At 63.3% G+C, this 16,264-nt stretch carries 12 protein-coding genes; 9 read left to right on the top strand and 3 right to left on the bottom strand.

Features of this window, described 5'->3' with window-relative positions; genetic code table 11:
• The first annotated feature begins 66 nt into the window (after window positions 1-66).
• The 4 genes from Uis1B_RS07485 to Uis1B_RS07470 all read left to right on the top strand — a co-directional run bounded on the left by Uis1B_RS07485 (window position 67) and on the right by Uis1B_RS07470 (window position 4,794).
• A complete protein-coding gene (locus Uis1B_RS07485; RefSeq protein ID WP_101617019.1) occupies window positions 67-1,107 on the top strand; it encodes a 3-isopropylmalate dehydrogenase in 1,041 nt (346 codons plus the stop codon).
• 359 nt (window positions 1,108-1,466) lie between these two features.
• Window positions 1,467-2,168: an NINE protein gene (locus Uis1B_RS07480; protein ID WP_423734876.1), complete on the top strand. Its 702-nt coding sequence runs from the start codon at window positions 1,467-1,469 to the stop codon at window positions 2,166-2,168.
• Between the two features lie 43 nt (window positions 2,169-2,211).
• Window positions 2,212-3,507 carry a lipoate--protein ligase family protein gene (locus Uis1B_RS07475; RefSeq protein WP_243390310.1) on the top strand — a complete coding sequence of 432 codons (1,296 nt, stop codon included), beginning with the start codon at window positions 2,212-2,214 and terminating at the stop codon, window positions 3,505-3,507.
• Between the two features lie 126 nt (window positions 3,508-3,633).
• Entirely contained in the window at window positions 3,634-4,794 is a 1,161-nt protein-coding gene (locus Uis1B_RS07470) for a quinone-dependent dihydroorotate dehydrogenase (RefSeq protein WP_101617051.1), read from the top strand.
• Window positions 4,795-4,808: 14 nt separating this feature from the next.
• On the opposite strand, the gene Uis1B_RS07465 is transcribed toward Uis1B_RS07470, so the two are convergent.
• The 3 genes from Uis1B_RS07465 to Uis1B_RS07455 form a co-directional block, all read right to left on the bottom strand.
• Entirely contained in the window at window positions 4,809-5,915 is a 1,107-nt protein-coding gene (locus tag Uis1B_RS07465; RefSeq protein ID WP_101617017.1) for an NADH:flavin oxidoreductase/NADH oxidase, read from the bottom strand.
• A 146-nt stretch (window positions 5,916-6,061) separates the two neighbouring features.
• Entirely contained in the window at window positions 6,062-8,362 is a 2,301-nt protein-coding gene (locus tag Uis1B_RS07460; RefSeq protein WP_101617049.1) for a transglycosylase domain-containing protein, read from the bottom strand.
• A 345-nt stretch (window positions 8,363-8,707) separates the two neighbouring features.
• Window positions 8,708-9,442, bottom strand: a complete 735-nt coding sequence (locus Uis1B_RS07455) for a Crp/Fnr family transcriptional regulator (protein ID WP_243390309.1) — start codon at window positions 9,440-9,442, stop codon at window positions 8,708-8,710.
• Window positions 9,443-9,581: 139 nt separating this feature from the next.
• On the opposite strand from Uis1B_RS07455, the gene Uis1B_RS07450 reads away from it, so the two are divergent.
• From Uis1B_RS07450 to Uis1B_RS07430, 5 genes are all read left to right on the top strand, one after another.
• Window positions 9,582-10,346 carry a polyprenol monophosphomannose synthase gene (locus Uis1B_RS07450; RefSeq protein WP_243390308.1) on the top strand — a complete coding sequence of 255 codons (765 nt, stop codon included), beginning with the start codon at window positions 9,582-9,584 and terminating at the stop codon, window positions 10,344-10,346.
• A gap of 198 nt (window positions 10,347-10,544) precedes the next feature.
• A complete protein-coding gene (locus Uis1B_RS07445) occupies window positions 10,545-11,360 on the top strand; it encodes a DeoR/GlpR family DNA-binding transcription regulator (RefSeq protein ID WP_101617015.1) in 816 nt (271 codons plus the stop codon).
• Complete coding sequence (gene galT / locus Uis1B_RS07440; protein WP_101617014.1) at window positions 11,353-12,600, top strand: galactose-1-phosphate uridylyltransferase; 1,248 nt, start codon at window positions 11,353-11,355, stop codon at window positions 12,598-12,600. Before Uis1B_RS07445 ends, galT begins: the two co-directional genes overlap by 8 nt.
• Window positions 12,601-12,984: 384 nt before the next feature.
• Window positions 12,985-14,232, top strand: coding sequence for a galactokinase (gene galK, locus Uis1B_RS07435; RefSeq protein ID WP_101617013.1), 1,248 nt, complete (start codon window positions 12,985-12,987; stop codon window positions 14,230-14,232).
• A 249-nt stretch (window positions 14,233-14,481) separates the two neighbouring features.
• Window positions 14,482-16,035 carry a DHA2 family efflux MFS transporter permease subunit gene (locus Uis1B_RS07430; protein WP_243390307.1) on the top strand — a complete coding sequence of 518 codons (1,554 nt, stop codon included), beginning with the start codon at window positions 14,482-14,484 and terminating at the stop codon, window positions 16,033-16,035.
• Window positions 16,036-16,264: the final 229 nt, after the last annotated feature.

Below are 16,264 nucleotides of genomic sequence, written 5' to 3'. Positions count from 1 at the left end.
TAAGGCGGTGTCCACCAGACGGAACAGGGTAGGTTGATTTGGACGCAGCCACCTACCCTGTTGGGTATGGCAAATGACATCAAGACATTGAACCTCGCGGTCATTCCCGGCGACGGCATCGGCAAGGAAGTCACGCCGGTCGCCCAGGCCGTGCTCGAAAAGGCCTCCGAAGGCGTGATCAACTTCAACTACACCAACTTCGAACTCGGTGCCGAACGCTACCTGCGTGACGGCTCGAGCCTTCCCGACGAGGAGCTGGAGGAGATCAAGAAGCAGGATGCCATCCTGCTCGGCGCCGTCGGCGACCCGCGCATCAAGGCCGGCATTCTGGAGCGCGGCCTGCTGCTCAAGCTGCGTTTCGCCCTCGACCAGTACATCAACCTGCGCCCGACCAAGCTGTACAAGGGCGTCACCTCGCCGCTCGCCAACCCCGGCGACATCGATTTCGTCGTCGTGCGTGAAGGCACCGAGGGCCTGTACTGCGGTGCCGGCGGCGCGGTGCGCGTCGGCACGCCGAACGAGGTGGCCACCGAGGTCTCCATCAACACCGCCTACGGTGTGGAGCGCGTGGTGCGCTACGCCTTCGAACTGGCCATGAAGCGCAGGAAGCATGTGACCCTCGTGCACAAGAAGAACGTGCTCGTCAACGCCGGCGACATGTGGCAGCGCATCGTCGACAAGGTGGGCGAGGAGTACCCGGAGGTCACGCACGACTACCTGCACATCGACGCGACCACCATCTTCCTGGTCTCCAACCCGAGCCGTTTCGACGTGATCCTCACCGACAACCTCTTCGGCGACATCATCACCGACGAGGCCGGTGCCGTGGTCGGCGGCGTGGGTTATTCCGCCTCCGGTTGCATCAACGCCAGCAACGAGTATCCGTCGATGTTCGAGCCGATCCACGGTTCCGCTCCCGACATCGCCGGCAAGGGCATCGCCAACCCGACGGCCGCCGTGCTCTCCACCGCCATGTTGCTGCGTCACTTCGGATACGACGACATCGCCGCCCGCATCGACGCCGCCGTGGAAGCCGACATCGAGGAGCTCGGCTCCACCCAGCGCACCACCAAGCAGGTGGGCGACGATATTCTCGCCCGTCTCTGACGTCTCGTCTCCGTGCCGATCGGTACGGCTGCACAGGCCCTTCCACGGATTCCGGTTTCCGCGGAAGGGCCTGTGCGTTTTCCCGCATGCCGTCGGCGAGCGTATCCGCCGAGCGGCAAATCCCGACAGAATCCGGTGGAATGTTGCATCAGCCGGGTAACGTGGATCACATGATCAACAATGAGCCCCAGAAGTATAGTGAGACTCCGAATCGCATCGTGGGGGACGATGCACAACACGGTGATCAGAACCAGTACGGTGATCAAACCCAGTACGGTGATCAAACCCAGTACGGTGATCGAAGCCAGTACGGTGATCAGAACCAACGTAGCGATCAGCATCCGTCGTATGTCCAGCCGATACCGCAAACCGAGTATTCGCAATCGGCGCAGGACGCCTTCGTTCAGGCCGAGCAGGCCGCCGCGCAGTACACCGGCACCCAGCCGCAGTTCGGCGCCGGTGCCGTACCGACATCCGGTGCCGGTTCCGACGATGGGTTCTACGGCCGCGGCGGCGCGTATCAGGGTGGTCCGCAAAGTCCATACCCGCAGCAGCCCGGCTACGGCGCGCAGTATCCGCAAGGCGATCAGCCCGGCCCGTATCCGCAGAGCCCGTATCCGCAGGCCGGACCGTACCAGTCCGGCCCGGCCGGGCAGTATTCCTCCGGCCAGTATGGCCAGTATCCGGCGGGATCGTATCCGCCGGATGGCCAGTATCCGCCGAACGGCCAGTATCCACAGGATGGTCAGTATCAGCCGGGAGATCAATATCCGTCGTACCCGCAGTACGGTCCGTACCAGACCTACGGCGTGGGGGCCAAATCCAAAATCGGTGCCGGTCTGCTCGGTATTTTCCTCGGCTGCTTCGGCGTGCATAACTTCTACCTCGGCTATACGGGCAAGGCGATCGCCCAGCTGCTGCTGACGCTGGTCGGATGGATCGTGCTGTTCGGTCCGCTGGTCTCCTGCATCTGGGGGCTGATCGAAGGCATTCTGATCATCGCATCCAAGCCCGGATCGCCGTGGCACAAGGACGCCAACGGATACGAGCTCCAGGATTGACGGATCGTGCCTGATGGACCATGCTGACGGACGGTGATGATCGATGGGCGCTGTGATCGGCAGAGGACAATGCAAGACCCCGCGAGGCAAGCTTGTGGCGGTTTCGGTACGGCTGGACGGTATCGGCGGCGAGGACATCCGAATCGTCGAAGCGCATGTGGACGGTGATTTCCTCATCGACGTGCGCGGATCATCCGATGACCCCGCGGCGATTGCCGGTGCGGGCACCGATGGTGACGCGAATACGGGCGTTGCGGCCGACGACATGACGCTGATCGCCGATCTGGAACGAACCATCGAACGGCAATCGCCGCCGATCGATCCGGATCGCTTTCGCGCTGATCTGATCACGGTACTGACCGACCATCCCCATGCCGGACTGGTCGGGGTCTCTCCCGATGCGATCATCACGGCCACCGGTCGGGCGATCCGCGACGCCGGGGGCGATGATGCGACCGGAACCGGTGTCGTGACTGCGAATCAAGCTGATTCCGCTGTGCCTGATGCTCCATCGCTTGATGGGCAGGGACTGTTCGCCGAACGATGGCACGATCTTCATCCACAGATCATCCTCGACGCCGAACCCTACGCGCCCGCACTGCAGATGGCCCTCGACCAGACCATCGCCGAAGCCGTCGCCGCCGGATCCATGCCGCCGACGTTGCGATTCTGGCGATGGGCCGGCCCGGCAGTCGTGATCGGCGCCTACCAGTCGGTACGCAACGAAGTGGATGCGCAGGCGGCGGCCGTGGCCGGCTTCGATGTGGTCCGGCGCGTAACCGGCGGTGGAGCCATGTTCGTGCGGCCGGACGACACGATCACCTACTCGCTCTACGTTCCCGCGTCATTCGTGGCGGGAATCCCCGCCGAGGAATCCTACCGGCTCTGCGACGCATGGGCGTTCTCGGCATTGCGCTCGCTGGGCGTGCCGGCCGTCCCCCAGCCGCTCAACGACATCGCCATGCCGGACGGCGGCAAGATCGGCGGTGCGGCACAGCGGCGCTTTCCCGCCCGTCGCGGCTCGTCAGGGCCGGGATGCGTGTTGCACCACGTCACCATGGCCTACGACATCGACGCCGAACAGATGGTTCGGATGCTGCGTGTTTCACGTGAAAAACTCAGCGACAAAGGCGTGCGTTCGGCGAAGAGGCGTGTGGAGCCGATCCGCATGAACACGACGCTGAGCCGTGAGCGTTTCGTCGAGGCCTTGCGCCGCCACGCGCTCGCCGACATCGCGGGCGCGCGATCGGCTGAACTGTCGGTCGACACCATCGACAGGGCCCGTGCGTTGGCCGCCGAACGGTTCTCGAATCCCGCGTGGACCTACCGGATCGATTAGCCGATCTGGTGTTCGGGAGGCCGGATCGAAGAGCCGGGGGAACGGGTACCGGTGAATGGTATCGGGCATCGGCGATTGGCATTCCATGATGGTGTTCCGCAGCGGATGAGTGTAAGAATGGGAGGTATGAATTATGTGTCTCAGTCGCCTTTGCACAACACCGTCAACAAGGTCGCCGTCGACCTGTTCAAATTCGGTTACCGGAACGTGGCCAAGAAGGCCTTCTTCGCGATGCCGCCGGACGATGCCCATGAGGCGATGATCCGGGGATGCCATGCATTCGGCGAGATTCCGCCGGTGATGTGGATTCTGCGTCAGACTCTCGACTACACCGATCCGGCATTGGAGACCGAGGCCCTCGGCCTGAAATTCGCCAATCCGTTCGGACTCTCCGCCGGCCTCGACAAGGACTGCCAGCTGCCCAAGGTGCTCGATGCCGCCGGATTCGGCTTCGAGACCGTGGGCTCCACCACATCCCGTCCGTGCGCCGGCAATCCGCGGCCGTGGTTCCACCGTCTGCCCGAATACGGTTCGATGATGGTGCATGCCGGACTGGCCAACGACGGTTCCGAAACAGTGATCGCCCGCGCCGAGAAGGCATACACCAATATGAGGTCGATGCGGGTCTCGGTGTCGATCGCCCGCACCAATGACCGTCTCGCCGGTGATATCGACGAAGGCATCGAGGACTATCGGATCTCCTTCGAACGGGCCGCGAACCGCACCGACATGATCGAGGTGAACATCTCCTGCCCGAACACCATGGCCGGCGAACCGTTCAACACCGATCCGCGGAATCTCGATCGGCTGTTCGATGCGCTGGACGAGGTGCCGCGCAGCCAGCCGGTGCTGGTGAAGATGCCGCTGAACAAGACCTGGCCGGAATTCAAGGCGCTGCTGGACGTGCTGGCCGAACATAATGTGCAGGGGGTGAGCATCGCCAATCTGCAGAAGGATCGCACCGGCATGCCGGACGTGCCGAAGGACTGGCTCGGCGGCCTTTCCGGTCTGCCCTGCCAGAAGGCCAGCAACGAGATGATCGCACGCACCTACGCCGAATTCGGCGACCGGTTCACCATCGCCGGCATCGGCGGCGTATTCACCCCTCAGCAGGCATACGACAAGATCCGCGCCGGCGCATCGCTGGTGATGTTCATCTCATCGCTGATGTATGTGGGGCCGCAGAACATCGCCACGTTGAAGCGCGGGCTCGCGGAACTGCTGCGTGCGGACGGCTTCGACAACGTCGCCGAAGCCGTCGGTGTGGATGCGATCGCAGGGAAGTGATCGCCGGGTAGGGGCTAGAACGCGCCGCGCAGATACGACGGCGGGTAACCGACCTGTTCGGCGCTGATGCCCAGCTTGTAGGCGGCGCGCAGAGGCCAGTACGGGCTGCGCAACGCGGCCCGGCCGATCTCCACGGCGTCGGCGTCGCCGCGTCGCACGATCTTGTTGGCCTGCTTGGCCTTGGTGATCAGACCGACCGCGGTGGTGCGCACGCCGGCGCGCTTGCGGATCTCGGACGAGAACGGTACCTGGTATCCCGGTTCGACGGGGATCGTGACGCCGGGGATGATGCCGCCGGTGGAGACGTCGATCAGATCCACGCCGTGGCCGCGCAGCACACGGGCCGTTTCCACGGTCTGATCGAGATCCCAGCCGCCCGCGGCCCAGTCGGTGGCGGAAACGCGGACGAGCACCGGCAGATCGTCGGGCCATACGCTGCGCACGGCGTCGACCACTTCGACCAGCAGTCGCATACGACCGTTGAGATTGCCGCCGTATTCGTCGGTGCGTTCGTTGGTGAGCGGGTCGAGGAACTCGCTGAGCAGATATCCGTGCGCCGCGTGGATCTCCACCACTTGGAAGCCCGCGTGCAGCGCGCGCTGGGCCGCCGTGCGGAACTGGTCGATGATGCCGTGGATCTCGTCCACGCTCAGTTCGCGAGGCGTGGCGTAGTCGCCGAATGGAATGGGGGAGGGTGCCACGGTCTGCCAGCCGCCGGCTTCGCCGGGCACGGTCGCGCCCTCATAGCCTACGGTGAACGAACCGGTGGAGCCCTTGCGGCCGGAGTGATTGAGCTGCACGCCGGCCACGGCGCCGGCCGCGCGGATGTCGCTGACGATCCAGCGCCATGCGTCGATCTGATCGTCGTTCCACAATCCCACGTCATTGGGCGAGATGCGTCCCTCCGGGCTTACCGCGGTCGCTTCGGCGATCACCATGCCGAAACCGCCCAGTGCGCGGGACACATAATGCTGATAATGGAACGGTGTGGGCTTGCCGTCCTGCGCCGTCACCGCGTACATATCCATCGGTGGCAGCCAGATTCGGTTGCGGATTTCCAGACTGCGAAGCGTGATCGGATCGAACAGACTGGCCTTGCTCTTGTCGACGTTCTTTGCCATTGGCTCTCCTTAGACGTTTTCGCCCACCAATGGATCCGGAACCATAGATGAATACGGAGACCATAGATGAATACGAAAACAGGCGTAGGGTATGGTTTCATCCCCTACGCCTGTTTTAGCACAAGCCGTCGGCTCGATTCGCGGTGTTACTGCTGCTTCTTGGTGGTGTTGCCGGCAGTGTTGCCGGTGGTGCCGCTGGTGGTTCCCGAGGTGCCGGTGGTGCCGGAGGTCGTGTTGCCGGCTGCGGTGCCCGACGTGCTGTTGCCGCTGGTGCTGCCCGTGTTACCGCTGGTGGTACCAGCGGTTCCGGTGGTGCCGGTGCTGCCCGTGTTGGCGGCCGGTGCGGAGCCGGTGTTCAATGTGGAGGCCGGATCGCCGTAGTTGTTGTCCACCGGGATCTTCGCCGAGGAAAGGTAGTTCTCCATGAACTCCTTCCACGTCGGCAGTGCGATGTCCGCGCCGTACCAGGTGCTGCGGTACACGCCGTTGATCGTGCCCTCCAGAGGGGTGCCGGAGTTCTCCGCATTGGTGATGATCACGAAGGCGGCCACCTGCGGCACGAATCCGGACGTGGCCAGTGCGTTCTGCTCCGAGGTACCGGTCTTCGCGAAGGTCTTGCGGTTGCCGCTCAGCTGCGCGTCCTTGGCGATGCCCTGCGTCACGTTGAGGTTCATCGCATACGCCGTGGTCTGGGCAACTTCCTTCGAGATCGCCTGATGGCAGTTGGCGCTCGGCACCTTGTATTCCTTGCCGCTGCTGTTGGTCACCTTGGTCAGGGCGATCGGGGTGCATTCCACGCCGTTGCCGGCAATCGTGGCGTACACGTTCGCCATCGTCAACGGGGAGGACTGCTCGGTGCCGATCACCATGGAGGGGTTCCAGATCGTGCGCTTGGTGATGTCGTTGCCGTTCGCATTGTGGTATCCGAGGGTCTTGGCGGTCTCCGCGATCTTCTGCAGACCGATCTGCTGGGCCATGGCGCCCTGCGTGGTGTTGTGGGACTGGTTCAAGCCCTGCAGCGGGGTTTCGGGGCTGACGGTGCCGCCGCCCGAGTTCTGCACCTCCCACACGTTGGAGTATCCGCCGGCGCCGGGGATCGAAGCGTAGGAGTAGGCGGTGGAGGTGACCAGCGGTTCGTTGAGCGAACGTCCGGTGCTCAGCCATGCCGCCATGTTGATCGGCTTCCATGTGGAGCCGACCTGGAAGCCGTCGCCGCCGCCGTCCGCACGGTCCACGGCGTAGTTCATCGACGTGCGGGTGGTGCCCGGGGCTCCGTTGACGTCATAGGTGCGGTTCTGGGCCAGCGCCAGCACCTCGCCGGTACCGGGCTTGACCGCGGCCAGAATGTTCTCGTAGCCGCTGGGGTCGTTCTCCGGCAGGTTGTTGCGTACGGCGTTCCATGCGGCGTTCTGCGCGTTGACGTCCAGCGTGGTGTAGATGTTGAGGCCGCCCTCCTTGAGGAGTTTCTTGCGGTCGTCGAGCGTCTTGCCGAATTCGGGGGCGCTTTCGATCTGACGCAGCGCGTAGTCGCAGAAGTATGCGGCGTTGCCCGCGGCCTGGCATCCCACGGCCACGTCCTTGACCTTCAGGGTCTTCGCCAGCGGGATCTTCTTGGCCGCGTCGGTCTGCTTCTTGGAGACGAAGCCCCATTCGCTCATCAGATCAAGCGTGATGTCGCGCTGCTTCTGGGCTTCCTTGGGGTTGACGGTCGGATCGTAGCTGGCCGGGTTCTTGGTGATGGCCGCGATGGTGGCGGATTCCACCAGATTCAGGTCCTTGGCGCTCTTGGAGAAGTAGCGCTGCGCGGCGGTCTCCACGCCGTACACGCTTTTACCGAACTGGGCGATGTTGAGGTAGCCCTGAAGAATCTCGGCCTTGCTGTACTTCTTCTCCAGCTCCACCGAGATCAGCATCTCGCGCAGCTTTCGCGCGATCGTCTCCTCCTGCGCGTGGTAGGCGCCGATCGGATCGTCGTTTTCCAGCGCCTGGTCGATGAGCATGTTCTTCACATACTGCTGGGTGAGGGTGGAGCCTCCCTGGGTGTCGCCCTTCTTGACATAGGTCTGCACGAAGGCTCGCGCGATGCCCTGCGGATCGATGCCGGTGTGATCCCAGAACCGGTGATCCTCGCGCGCCACCACGGCCTTCTGCATCAGGTCGCTGATGTTCTTCAGCGGCACGATGATGCGGTTCTGCTCGTAGAACGTGGCAAGCACGGTCTTGCCGTCGCGGGCGTACATACGGGACTGCTGCGGCAGATCGGCGAGATCGAAGTTGACGTCCTCGGCCTTGAGCTGCTCCGTGAGGTTATTGGCCACGGTATTGGCGCCGAACACAGCGGGAAGCAGGAATCCGGAGGCCACCGCACCGCCTGCGAGACAGAAGATAACGTAGGCGAGCAGCAGCGTGAACACACGACGTGCGGTCTTTGGTTTCTTTTCGGGCATGGTGACCATTCTAAATTGGCCGCTCTACCTTTGATTTGTTCCCGGTCGATCTCCACAGCACCGACAATCGACCGGGAACGTCCTGCCTTCCCCTCCGAGGGGAAGGTGGCCGGCGTATGCCGGTCGGATGAGGTGGTTTGGCGAGGCTTGGTGTTGTTGGGCTGGTGTTGTGTTTGGGGCACCTCATCAGTCTCGTTGCACTCGACAGCTTCCCCCCGTGGGGGAAGCCGAGAAAAGCCGCGGCCGTAGGCCGTCCATTCTTGCGGTGAAGGTGGCCGGCGTAGCCGGTCGGATGAGGTGGAATAAGAGAAGCCGGTGAGATCGACTGCCCGCTTATTTACTGGTTCACTGATGCGCCCGGCGAATCAGCTTGCCTGGCTGGTAGATGATGATCGTCCGGCCTTTGCGGCTGATCCACCCGCGTTGCGTGAACTCCATCAGCGCCTTGTTCACGGTTTCGCGCGACGCCCCCACCAACTGGGCCATCTCCTCCTGGGTCAGATCGTGCGGCACCACGAGTCCGTCCTCGCTGGGCTCGCCGAACCGCTGGGCAAGATCGATCAGCGTTTTGGCGAGACGGCCCGGCACGTCCATGAACACGAGGTCGCCGATGCGCTCGTTGTTGAGTCGGGCGCGGTTGGCCATCACCTGCAGCATGTCGATGGCGACGCGGGGATGCTCGTCCAGCCATTCGAACATGGCGCTGCGCTCCAGTGAGGAGACGACGGTACCGTTGGTCATCACGATGGCCGATGCGGTTCGTGGGCCTCCGGTGGGATCGAACACCGGAATCTCGCCGAGCAGTTCGCCGCGGCCGGTGATCGACAGCAGATGGATGCGGTGATCGGATGATTCGCGGGTGAGCTTGACCCGGCCTGTTTCGACCAGATAGATGCGATGGTCGGTATCGCCTTCGCGAAAGATCGTGTCTCCCTTGGCATAGTATCGGCGCTGTAGATGCGGGAGCAGCTGATCGGCTTCTTCGGGGCGCACCTGCTTGAACAACGCGGTGTGCAGGAGAGCGTTCCGCTGATCCTCCATCGTGTTGGACTCACGGATCACGAGGGTCCTCACCTCCATACGTCATCGTTATTTGGGTTTTCTGACCCTTGGCGTCAATAGTCTAGCGCGTCGCGCGGCCAAGATGAACAATCGGTGACAAAAGATGTCAATTTGTGAATCAAATATAGTGGAATGGTGATGGCGAAAGGGGATTGGCATGGCGAATGGGGCCGATATGCGGACCTTGGTGGTGATGCCCACCTATAACGAGAAGGAGAATCTTCCGATTACCGTGGGGGCGGTGTTCTCCTATTGCCCGGACGCGCATGTGCTGGTGGTGGACGATAATTCCCCGGACGGCACGGGTGATCTGGCCGAGCGGATGGCCCGGGAGCCGGTCGGACGGACCGCGCGGAACGAGCCGCGATTGTTCGTGCTGCACCGCACGCGGAAGAACGGTCTTGGGCCGGCGTATCTGGCGGGATTCCGTTGGGCGCTGGATCGCGGATACGAGGTGATCTGCGAGATGGATATGGATGGTTCGCATCGTCCGCAGGATCTGCCGCGGCTGCTGGCGGCGATCGGTGGGGGGTGTGCGGATCTGGTGATCGGATCGCGTCGCGTGCCCGGCGGTCGCATGGTTGACTGGCCGTGGTATCGCGATCTGATCTCCCGGTGCGGCTCCTGGTATGCGCGGTTCATGCTCGGCGTGAATGTGCGCGATATGACCGCCGGATTTCGGGCGTATAGGGCCGAGACGTTGCGGCGTATGGATTTCGACGCCATTGAATCGGGCGGTTATGTGTTTCAGATCGATATGACCAGGCGGGTGGCTGCGATGGGTGGTGTGATCCGCGAGGTGCCGATCGTGTTCGAGCAGCGGGCTCGCGGGGTGTCGAAGATGAACGGCGGAATCGTGGTTGAGGCGATGGCGCGGGTTACGCGATGGGGGTTGCGGCGGCTGTTCTGCCGGCGTGGATGATTGGCGGATGATTCGTGGGGCATGGTCGGTTGTGGGGAGACGGTTGTGGTCGTCCGTGATGGGTATGGCCGTTTGGCTTCGGCGTTTCCCAATGGTTGCTAAGGGTGCGTGTGGATGTGGGTGTTTCGGGCGGGCTTATCGGCGAGGATTGTTACATTGAGTTTGCTTTTGTGAGTGGTTGTGTGCGATAATGTTCATATGATTTCCTCACAACGACAGCATGTGATCCTGAGCAGGCTTCGCACGCGAGGGGCGGTGCGGATCACCGCACTGAGCAAGGAACTCGGCGTCTCATCGATGACGATCCGCCGAGACATCGCCGACCTCGCCGACAAGGGACTGCTCAAGCGCGTACACGGCGGCGCGGTCACCACGAGCACATTGCTCGCCGAACCCCTGTTCTCCGTCAAATCCCAGATGGACGTCGGTCTCAAGGATGCGATCGCCCGCCGTGCCATCGACTACGTGTCGCCGGGCGACGTGATCGCCATCGGCGGCGGCACCACCGCCTACATCTTCGCCCAGCATCTGCTGGAAAGCGAAAACTCCTCCGGTGTGACGATCCTCACCAACTCGATCCCCGTGGCCGAACTCGTGCAGGCCATGGAAAACAAGGACGCCGAAGTGATCGTCACCGGCGGCGTGCTGAGCCGATCCAATTCCCTCGTCGGCCCGATCGCCGACAAGGTGATCTCCTCGCTGCGAGTCAACACGCTGTTCCTCGGCACGCATTCGGTGTCGATGCCGCGCGGATTCCTCACCCCGAACTCGCTGGAATCCGCCACCGACGCCGCGCTGATCAACATCGCCGACCGCAGGATCGTACTGGCCGACCATACCAAGTGGGACAACACCTCGCTGAGCATGTTCGCCAGTTTCGACGACATCGACGTGCTGATCACCGACGACGGGCTCAACCGTTCATATGCCGAACAGGCCAAGGATTTGCTGAAAGAACTCGTCCTGGCATCCCAGGGCGAACCCGACAAGGAAAGAGAACAGAACTATGAGTGATTTCGCGCAGTATGTTCCGGGCGAATATGCGAGGAAGCATATTCGGATCACGCCGACCAAGCTGGCGGATGGCCGAGACTTCTTCTATCTGGACGATGACCCCGAATACGTTTCCGGGGCCAGGACCCGTGAACTGAAGGATCCCCGTCCGCTGGCATACCGCTTCGCCAACCAGCTGAACGCAGCCGGCGAGGAGGTGCCGTACGCGGCCCCCGAAATGCGCCGCGACCCGCTCACCGGAGACTGGATTCCGATGGCCACGGCCCGCATGAACCGGCCGATCACCGCAGGCCCCGGCGCCACCGCGAAGGGCAATCCGCTGGCCGCCCGCAAACCCGGCGATCCGTATCAGGACGGCGAGGTGCCGGACGTCGACTACAACGTCGTGATCTTCGAAAACCGATTCCCCTCGATGGTTCGGGTGCCGGATCGTTCCGATGCGGTGACCTACGTGGATGACAACCCGCTGTGGCAGAAGAAGATGGCCGTCGGACGCTGCGAGGTGATCTGCTTCGACCCGAACGAGCATGGTCTGCCCGCCGATCTGCCGGTGAGCCGTCTGCGCACGGTGGTGGAGGCGTGGGCCTTCCGTACCGCCGAGATCTCGAAGATCGAAGGCATCGAACAGATCTTCCCGTTCGAGAACCACGGCGCTGAAATCGGCGTCTCGTTGGCGCATCCGCACGGTCAGGTGTACTGCTATCCGTTCATCGCGCCGAAGATGGAGCAGGAGCTCAAGCATACCGAGGCATATCACGAACGGACCGGCGGCAACCTGCTCAAGGACATCATGAACGCCGAGCTCGACGCCGCCGAGCGCGTGGTGATGCGCAACCACAGCTGGGTGGCCTACGTGCCGGCCGCCGCGCGCTGGCCTCTTGAAGTGCATGTGGCTCCGGTGCGCGACGTGCTCACCATCGACGAGCTCAACGACGATGAGCGCTGGGATCTGGCGCAGATGTACTCCACGCTGCTCAAGCGTGGCAATGCCTTCTTCGACAAGGGCGACGGCAAGGGCATGGATCTGCCGTACATCGCGGCATGGCATCAGGCGCCGATCCGCGATCCGCGTCGAGAGAACTACCGTCTGAACCTCCAGTTCTTCTCCTTCCGCCGGGCCGCCAACAAGATCAAGTATCTGGCCGGATCGGAGTCCGGCATGGCCGCGTGGATCTCCGACACCACGCCGGAGCTGATCGCCAAGCGCTTCCATGAGCTTGGCCCCATCGATATCGCCTAGGGGACGTTCGGTATCGTCTGGAGGATGTTCGAGCGTATGAGCATCGGACGGCATGTGTTTCTCGACACGCTCCGGGCCGCTCCGGCCGAGTCTTTACGGTCGAGAAACACATGCCGGCCTCTGCGCTGGCTCAAGCGTTGTCTGGAAAGCCTCGCGGCCGTTGGGGTCGGCGTATGGCTCCCGACCGTAAGCTTGGGGAGGCGTAGCCTCCCCGGCCGAACGGCCTTGAGTGTGTCGGGATCCATACGTCGGCTTCCACCAAGCATGCCGGGTGATCGTGGTGATTGCGTGTTAGGCGCATCCACACTACACTAAACAAATAACGCACAAAACTTAACATTTTTACGACATGTTCTTTCAGCCATGCTGCAAGGAAGGAGAATCATGGCAAAAGTGCAGTTCATCGCTCCGATCGAAGCCGAAGAGGGCGTCGATCGTGCCACCGCATTGTTCGAAACCACGTTCGGCAACAAGCCGGAAGGCGTATGGAATGCGCCGGGCCGCGTGAACCTGATCGGCGAGCACACCGATTACAACGCCGGTTTGTGTCTGCCGATCGCGCTGCCGCATCGCACGTACATCGCGTTGAAACCACGAAACGACACCAAGGTGCGCGTGGTTTCCGACATCGATCCCGACCATGCCGTCGAAGCCGATCTGGAGGGGCTGGAGGCCGGAGGAGTGGAAGGCTGGGCCGCATATCCGGTGGGCGTGGCCTGGGCGCTGCGGCTCAAAGGCTTCAACGTCAAGGGATTCGACGCCGCATTCGTCTCCTGCGTGCCGCTGGGCTCCGGCCTGAGCTCGTCCGCCGCCATGACCTGCTCCACCGCGCTGGCGCTCGACGACGTGTACGGACTCGGCTACGGACAGTCCGACGCCGGCCGCGTGACCCTGATCAACGCCGCCATCAAGTCGGAGAACGACATGGCCGGCGCATCCACCGGCGGGCTCGACCAGAACGCCTCGATGCGCTGCACCGAAGGCCATGCGCTGCTGCTCGACTGCCGTCCCGAGCTCACCCCGCTGGAAAACGTCTCCCAGCAGCCCTTCGACCTCAAGGCCCACAAGCTTGAACTGCTGGCGTTGGACACCCAGGCGCCGCATCAGCTCAACGACGGGCAGTACGCCGAACGCCGCGCCACCTGCGAGAAGGCCGCCGAAATCCTCAAGGTGCCGAACCTGCGCTACTGCGCCGACGGCATCATGAAGGCCGGCGATCCGTTCCAGGCGCTCAAGGAGACGCTGGACGCCCTGCCCGACGAGAACATGAAGCGTCGCGTGCGCCATGTGGTCACCGAAATCGAACGTGTGCGCACCTTCGTCCACGCCTTCGCCGACGGTGACATCGAACAGGCCGGCCGGCTGTTCAACGCCTCGCATGATTCGCTGGCCACCGACTACGAGGTCACCGTGCCCGAGCTCGACGTGGCCGTGGACGTGGCCCGCCGCAACGGCGCCTACGGCGCACGCATGACCGGCGGCGGCTTCGGCGGCTCGATCATCGCACTGGTGGACGAAGGCCGCTCCGAGGAGATGGCGCAGCTCATCGCCGACGAATTCGAACGTCGAGGTTTCCACGCTCCCAGAGCGCTGGCCGCAGTGGCGTCCGCATCGGCATCCCGGAACATCTGAATCGGAGGCGCGGCGGGCGACACGCCCGATTCACTTACGAGGATGCGCGAAACATGCTAGCTTGACAGCTGACTTCCAAAACCGCATGCCTGAAGGCGTTTCATTTCGCCGAACGGCATGCGGTTTTTGTTGTTTTCGCAGTGGGCCGGCGATCCGAGCCGGTCCATCAGTCGACATGAGAAGCGGGGAATCACCCGAGATCGTTCCGGTGTGCATCGCCGGACCATATGGAGAATCAACAAGAGGGTTATGCTGTCTGAATCGCAATCCGCATCCATGCCCGCAGCCGGAAATGCCGCGGGCCCCACTGAATCCCACGAAACCACTGAATCCCACGAAACCGTGGTGCTTCCGGAATCCGCGCCGCGATTCCGTCATCCGCACCGGGTGATGCTCGGTCTGTATGCCGGTGCATTCCTCGGCATGCTGTCGGAAACCTCGATGAACATCGCCCTGCCTGATCTGATGGACGAATTCGCCGTCTCCTCCGGCACCGCCCAGTGGATGGTCGTCGGCTACATGCTGGCCATCGGCGTGGTGCTGCCCTGCGTCGGATTTCTGCTCAAATGGGTCAGAGCCAAGACATTGGTGGTGTTTGCCATGACCTGCTTCCTCATCGGCGCGGTCGTCTCCGCGATGGCCCCCAGCTTCCCGGTGCTGCTCGCCGGTCGTATGCTGCAGGGCGTCGGCACCGGCATCGTGCTGCCCACCATGTTCGCCGCGATCATGCGCGTCTTCCCGCCCACCCGCATCGGCGCCGCGAACGGCGTGGCCGGCCTCGTCGTCATGCTTGCCCCCGTCATCGGCCCCACCCTCGCCGGCGTGCTGATCGGCGCGGTCTCGTGGCGTGCGATCTTCGTGATGTTCGCCGTCGTGGCCGTCATCTCCCTCGTGCTTACCGCCGTGTTCTTCGTCACGCCGATCGAACGGACCCGTCCCTCCGTCGACCTGCTCTCCGTCCTCGCGTCCGTCACCGGTTTCGGATGCCTCGTCGCCGGCGTCAGCCTGATCTCCGATCTGGGCTTCTCGGTCACGGTGATCGCACTGCTCGTCGTCGGCATCGCGGTGCTGGCGTTCTACGCCTACCGTCAGCTCACGCTTGCGAACCCGCTGCTTGATCTGCGGGTGCTCGGCATCGCCGCGTTCCGCACCCCGGCGATTATGGTCACCTGCTCGTTCGCCTGCACGCTGGCGTTCATGTACCTCGTGCCGCAGGAACTGCAGCGAGGCCTCGGCCTGAGCTCCACGCTGGCCGGTCTGCTGATGCTGCCTGCCGGCATCGTCAACGCGGTGTGCTCCCTGCTCGCCGGTCAGATGTACGACCGGCATGGTGCCAAGCGTCTCGTCTGGTTCGGCGGGGCGATGGCCATCATCGGCGGCGCGCTGTTCATGGTCATCGGCGTCGCCTCGCCGGTGGCGCTGTTCCTCGCGGCCCATATCGTGATCATGATCGGCATTCCGTTCATGCAGCAGTCCGCGCAGTCCGCGGCGCTGCGGAGTCTGCCGCGGGAGCTGTCGGCGGATGGCAGCACGGTGCTCAACACCATGCAGCAGGTGGTCGGCGCGGTCGGCACCGCCATCGCCACCTGTCTGCTCGGACTCGGCCAGACCCACTACACCGCGGCCGGCGGAACGAACCCCGCGCAGGGATTCGTGGACGGCTCCCGATACGGCTACGTATTCGGATTGGCGCTGATCGTGCTGGTGTTCGTGTTCTCGTCCGCACTGCACGAGCGCAAACCCGACATCGCCCAGGCCGTGGAGAACGGCTACAAGGCCAAGGAGCGGGTCAAAGCCGCCTGATCTTGCCTTCCCCTTAGGCCGAGCCGTGAAGAAAAAGCCGGAGGCGTTTTCAGGCGAGGGCTCGCCGACAGGCGAGCAGAAAAGGCGCGGCCGTAGGCCGTCCACTCTTGCGGGGAAGGTGGCCGACGAAGTCGGTCGGATGAGGTGGGGGCGAAGTGTGGTGTTGATGGGCTGATGTTTGGTTCGGGCCACCTCATCAGTCAGCTTTGCTGACGGCTTCCCCTCAAGG

The organism is Bifidobacterium margollesii (genome assembly GCF_002860355.1).
GTDB classification, from domain to species: Bacteria; Actinomycetota; Actinomycetes; order Actinomycetales; family Bifidobacteriaceae; genus Galliscardovia; species Galliscardovia margollesii.
The sequence above is the reverse complement of the archived record's forward strand: the minus strand, read 5'-3'. Positions and strand labels throughout refer to the sequence as shown.

What these genes read in the sequence shown, in the direction of transcription:
- Uis1B_RS07485 (WP_101617019.1), top strand. Translation starts at nt 67, where the DNA reads ATGGCAAATGACATCAAGACATTGAACCTCGCGGTCATTCCCGGCGAC.
- Uis1B_RS07475 (WP_243390310.1), top strand. Translation starts at nt 2,212, where the DNA reads ATGGGCGCTGTGATCGGCAGAGGACAATGCAAGACCCCGCGAGGCAAG.
- Uis1B_RS07470 (WP_101617051.1), top strand. Translation starts at nt 3,634, where the DNA reads ATGAATTATGTGTCTCAGTCGCCTTTGCACAACACCGTCAACAAGGTC.
- Uis1B_RS07465 (WP_101617017.1), bottom strand. Translation starts at nt 5,915, where the DNA reads ATGGCAAAGAACGTCGACAAGAGCAAGGCCAGTCTGTTCGATCCGATC.
- Uis1B_RS07460 (WP_101617049.1), bottom strand. Translation starts at nt 8,362, where the DNA reads ATGCCCGAAAAGAAACCAAAGACCGCACGTCGTGTGTTCACGCTGCTG.
- Uis1B_RS07455 (WP_243390309.1), bottom strand. Translation starts at nt 9,442, where the DNA reads ATGGAGGTGAGGACCCTCGTGATCCGTGAGTCCAACACGATGGAGGAT.
- Uis1B_RS07450 (WP_243390308.1), top strand. Translation starts at nt 9,582, where the DNA reads ATGGCGAATGGGGCCGATATGCGGACCTTGGTGGTGATGCCCACCTAT.
- Uis1B_RS07445 (WP_101617015.1), top strand. Translation starts at nt 10,545, where the DNA reads ATGATTTCCTCACAACGACAGCATGTGATCCTGAGCAGGCTTCGCACG.
- galT (WP_101617014.1), top strand. Translation starts at nt 11,353, where the DNA reads ATGAGTGATTTCGCGCAGTATGTTCCGGGCGAATATGCGAGGAAGCAT.
- galK (WP_101617013.1), top strand. Translation starts at nt 12,985, where the DNA reads ATGGCAAAAGTGCAGTTCATCGCTCCGATCGAAGCCGAAGAGGGCGTC.
- Uis1B_RS07430 (WP_243390307.1), top strand. Translation starts at nt 14,482, where the DNA reads ATGCTGTCTGAATCGCAATCCGCATCCATGCCCGCAGCCGGAAATGCC.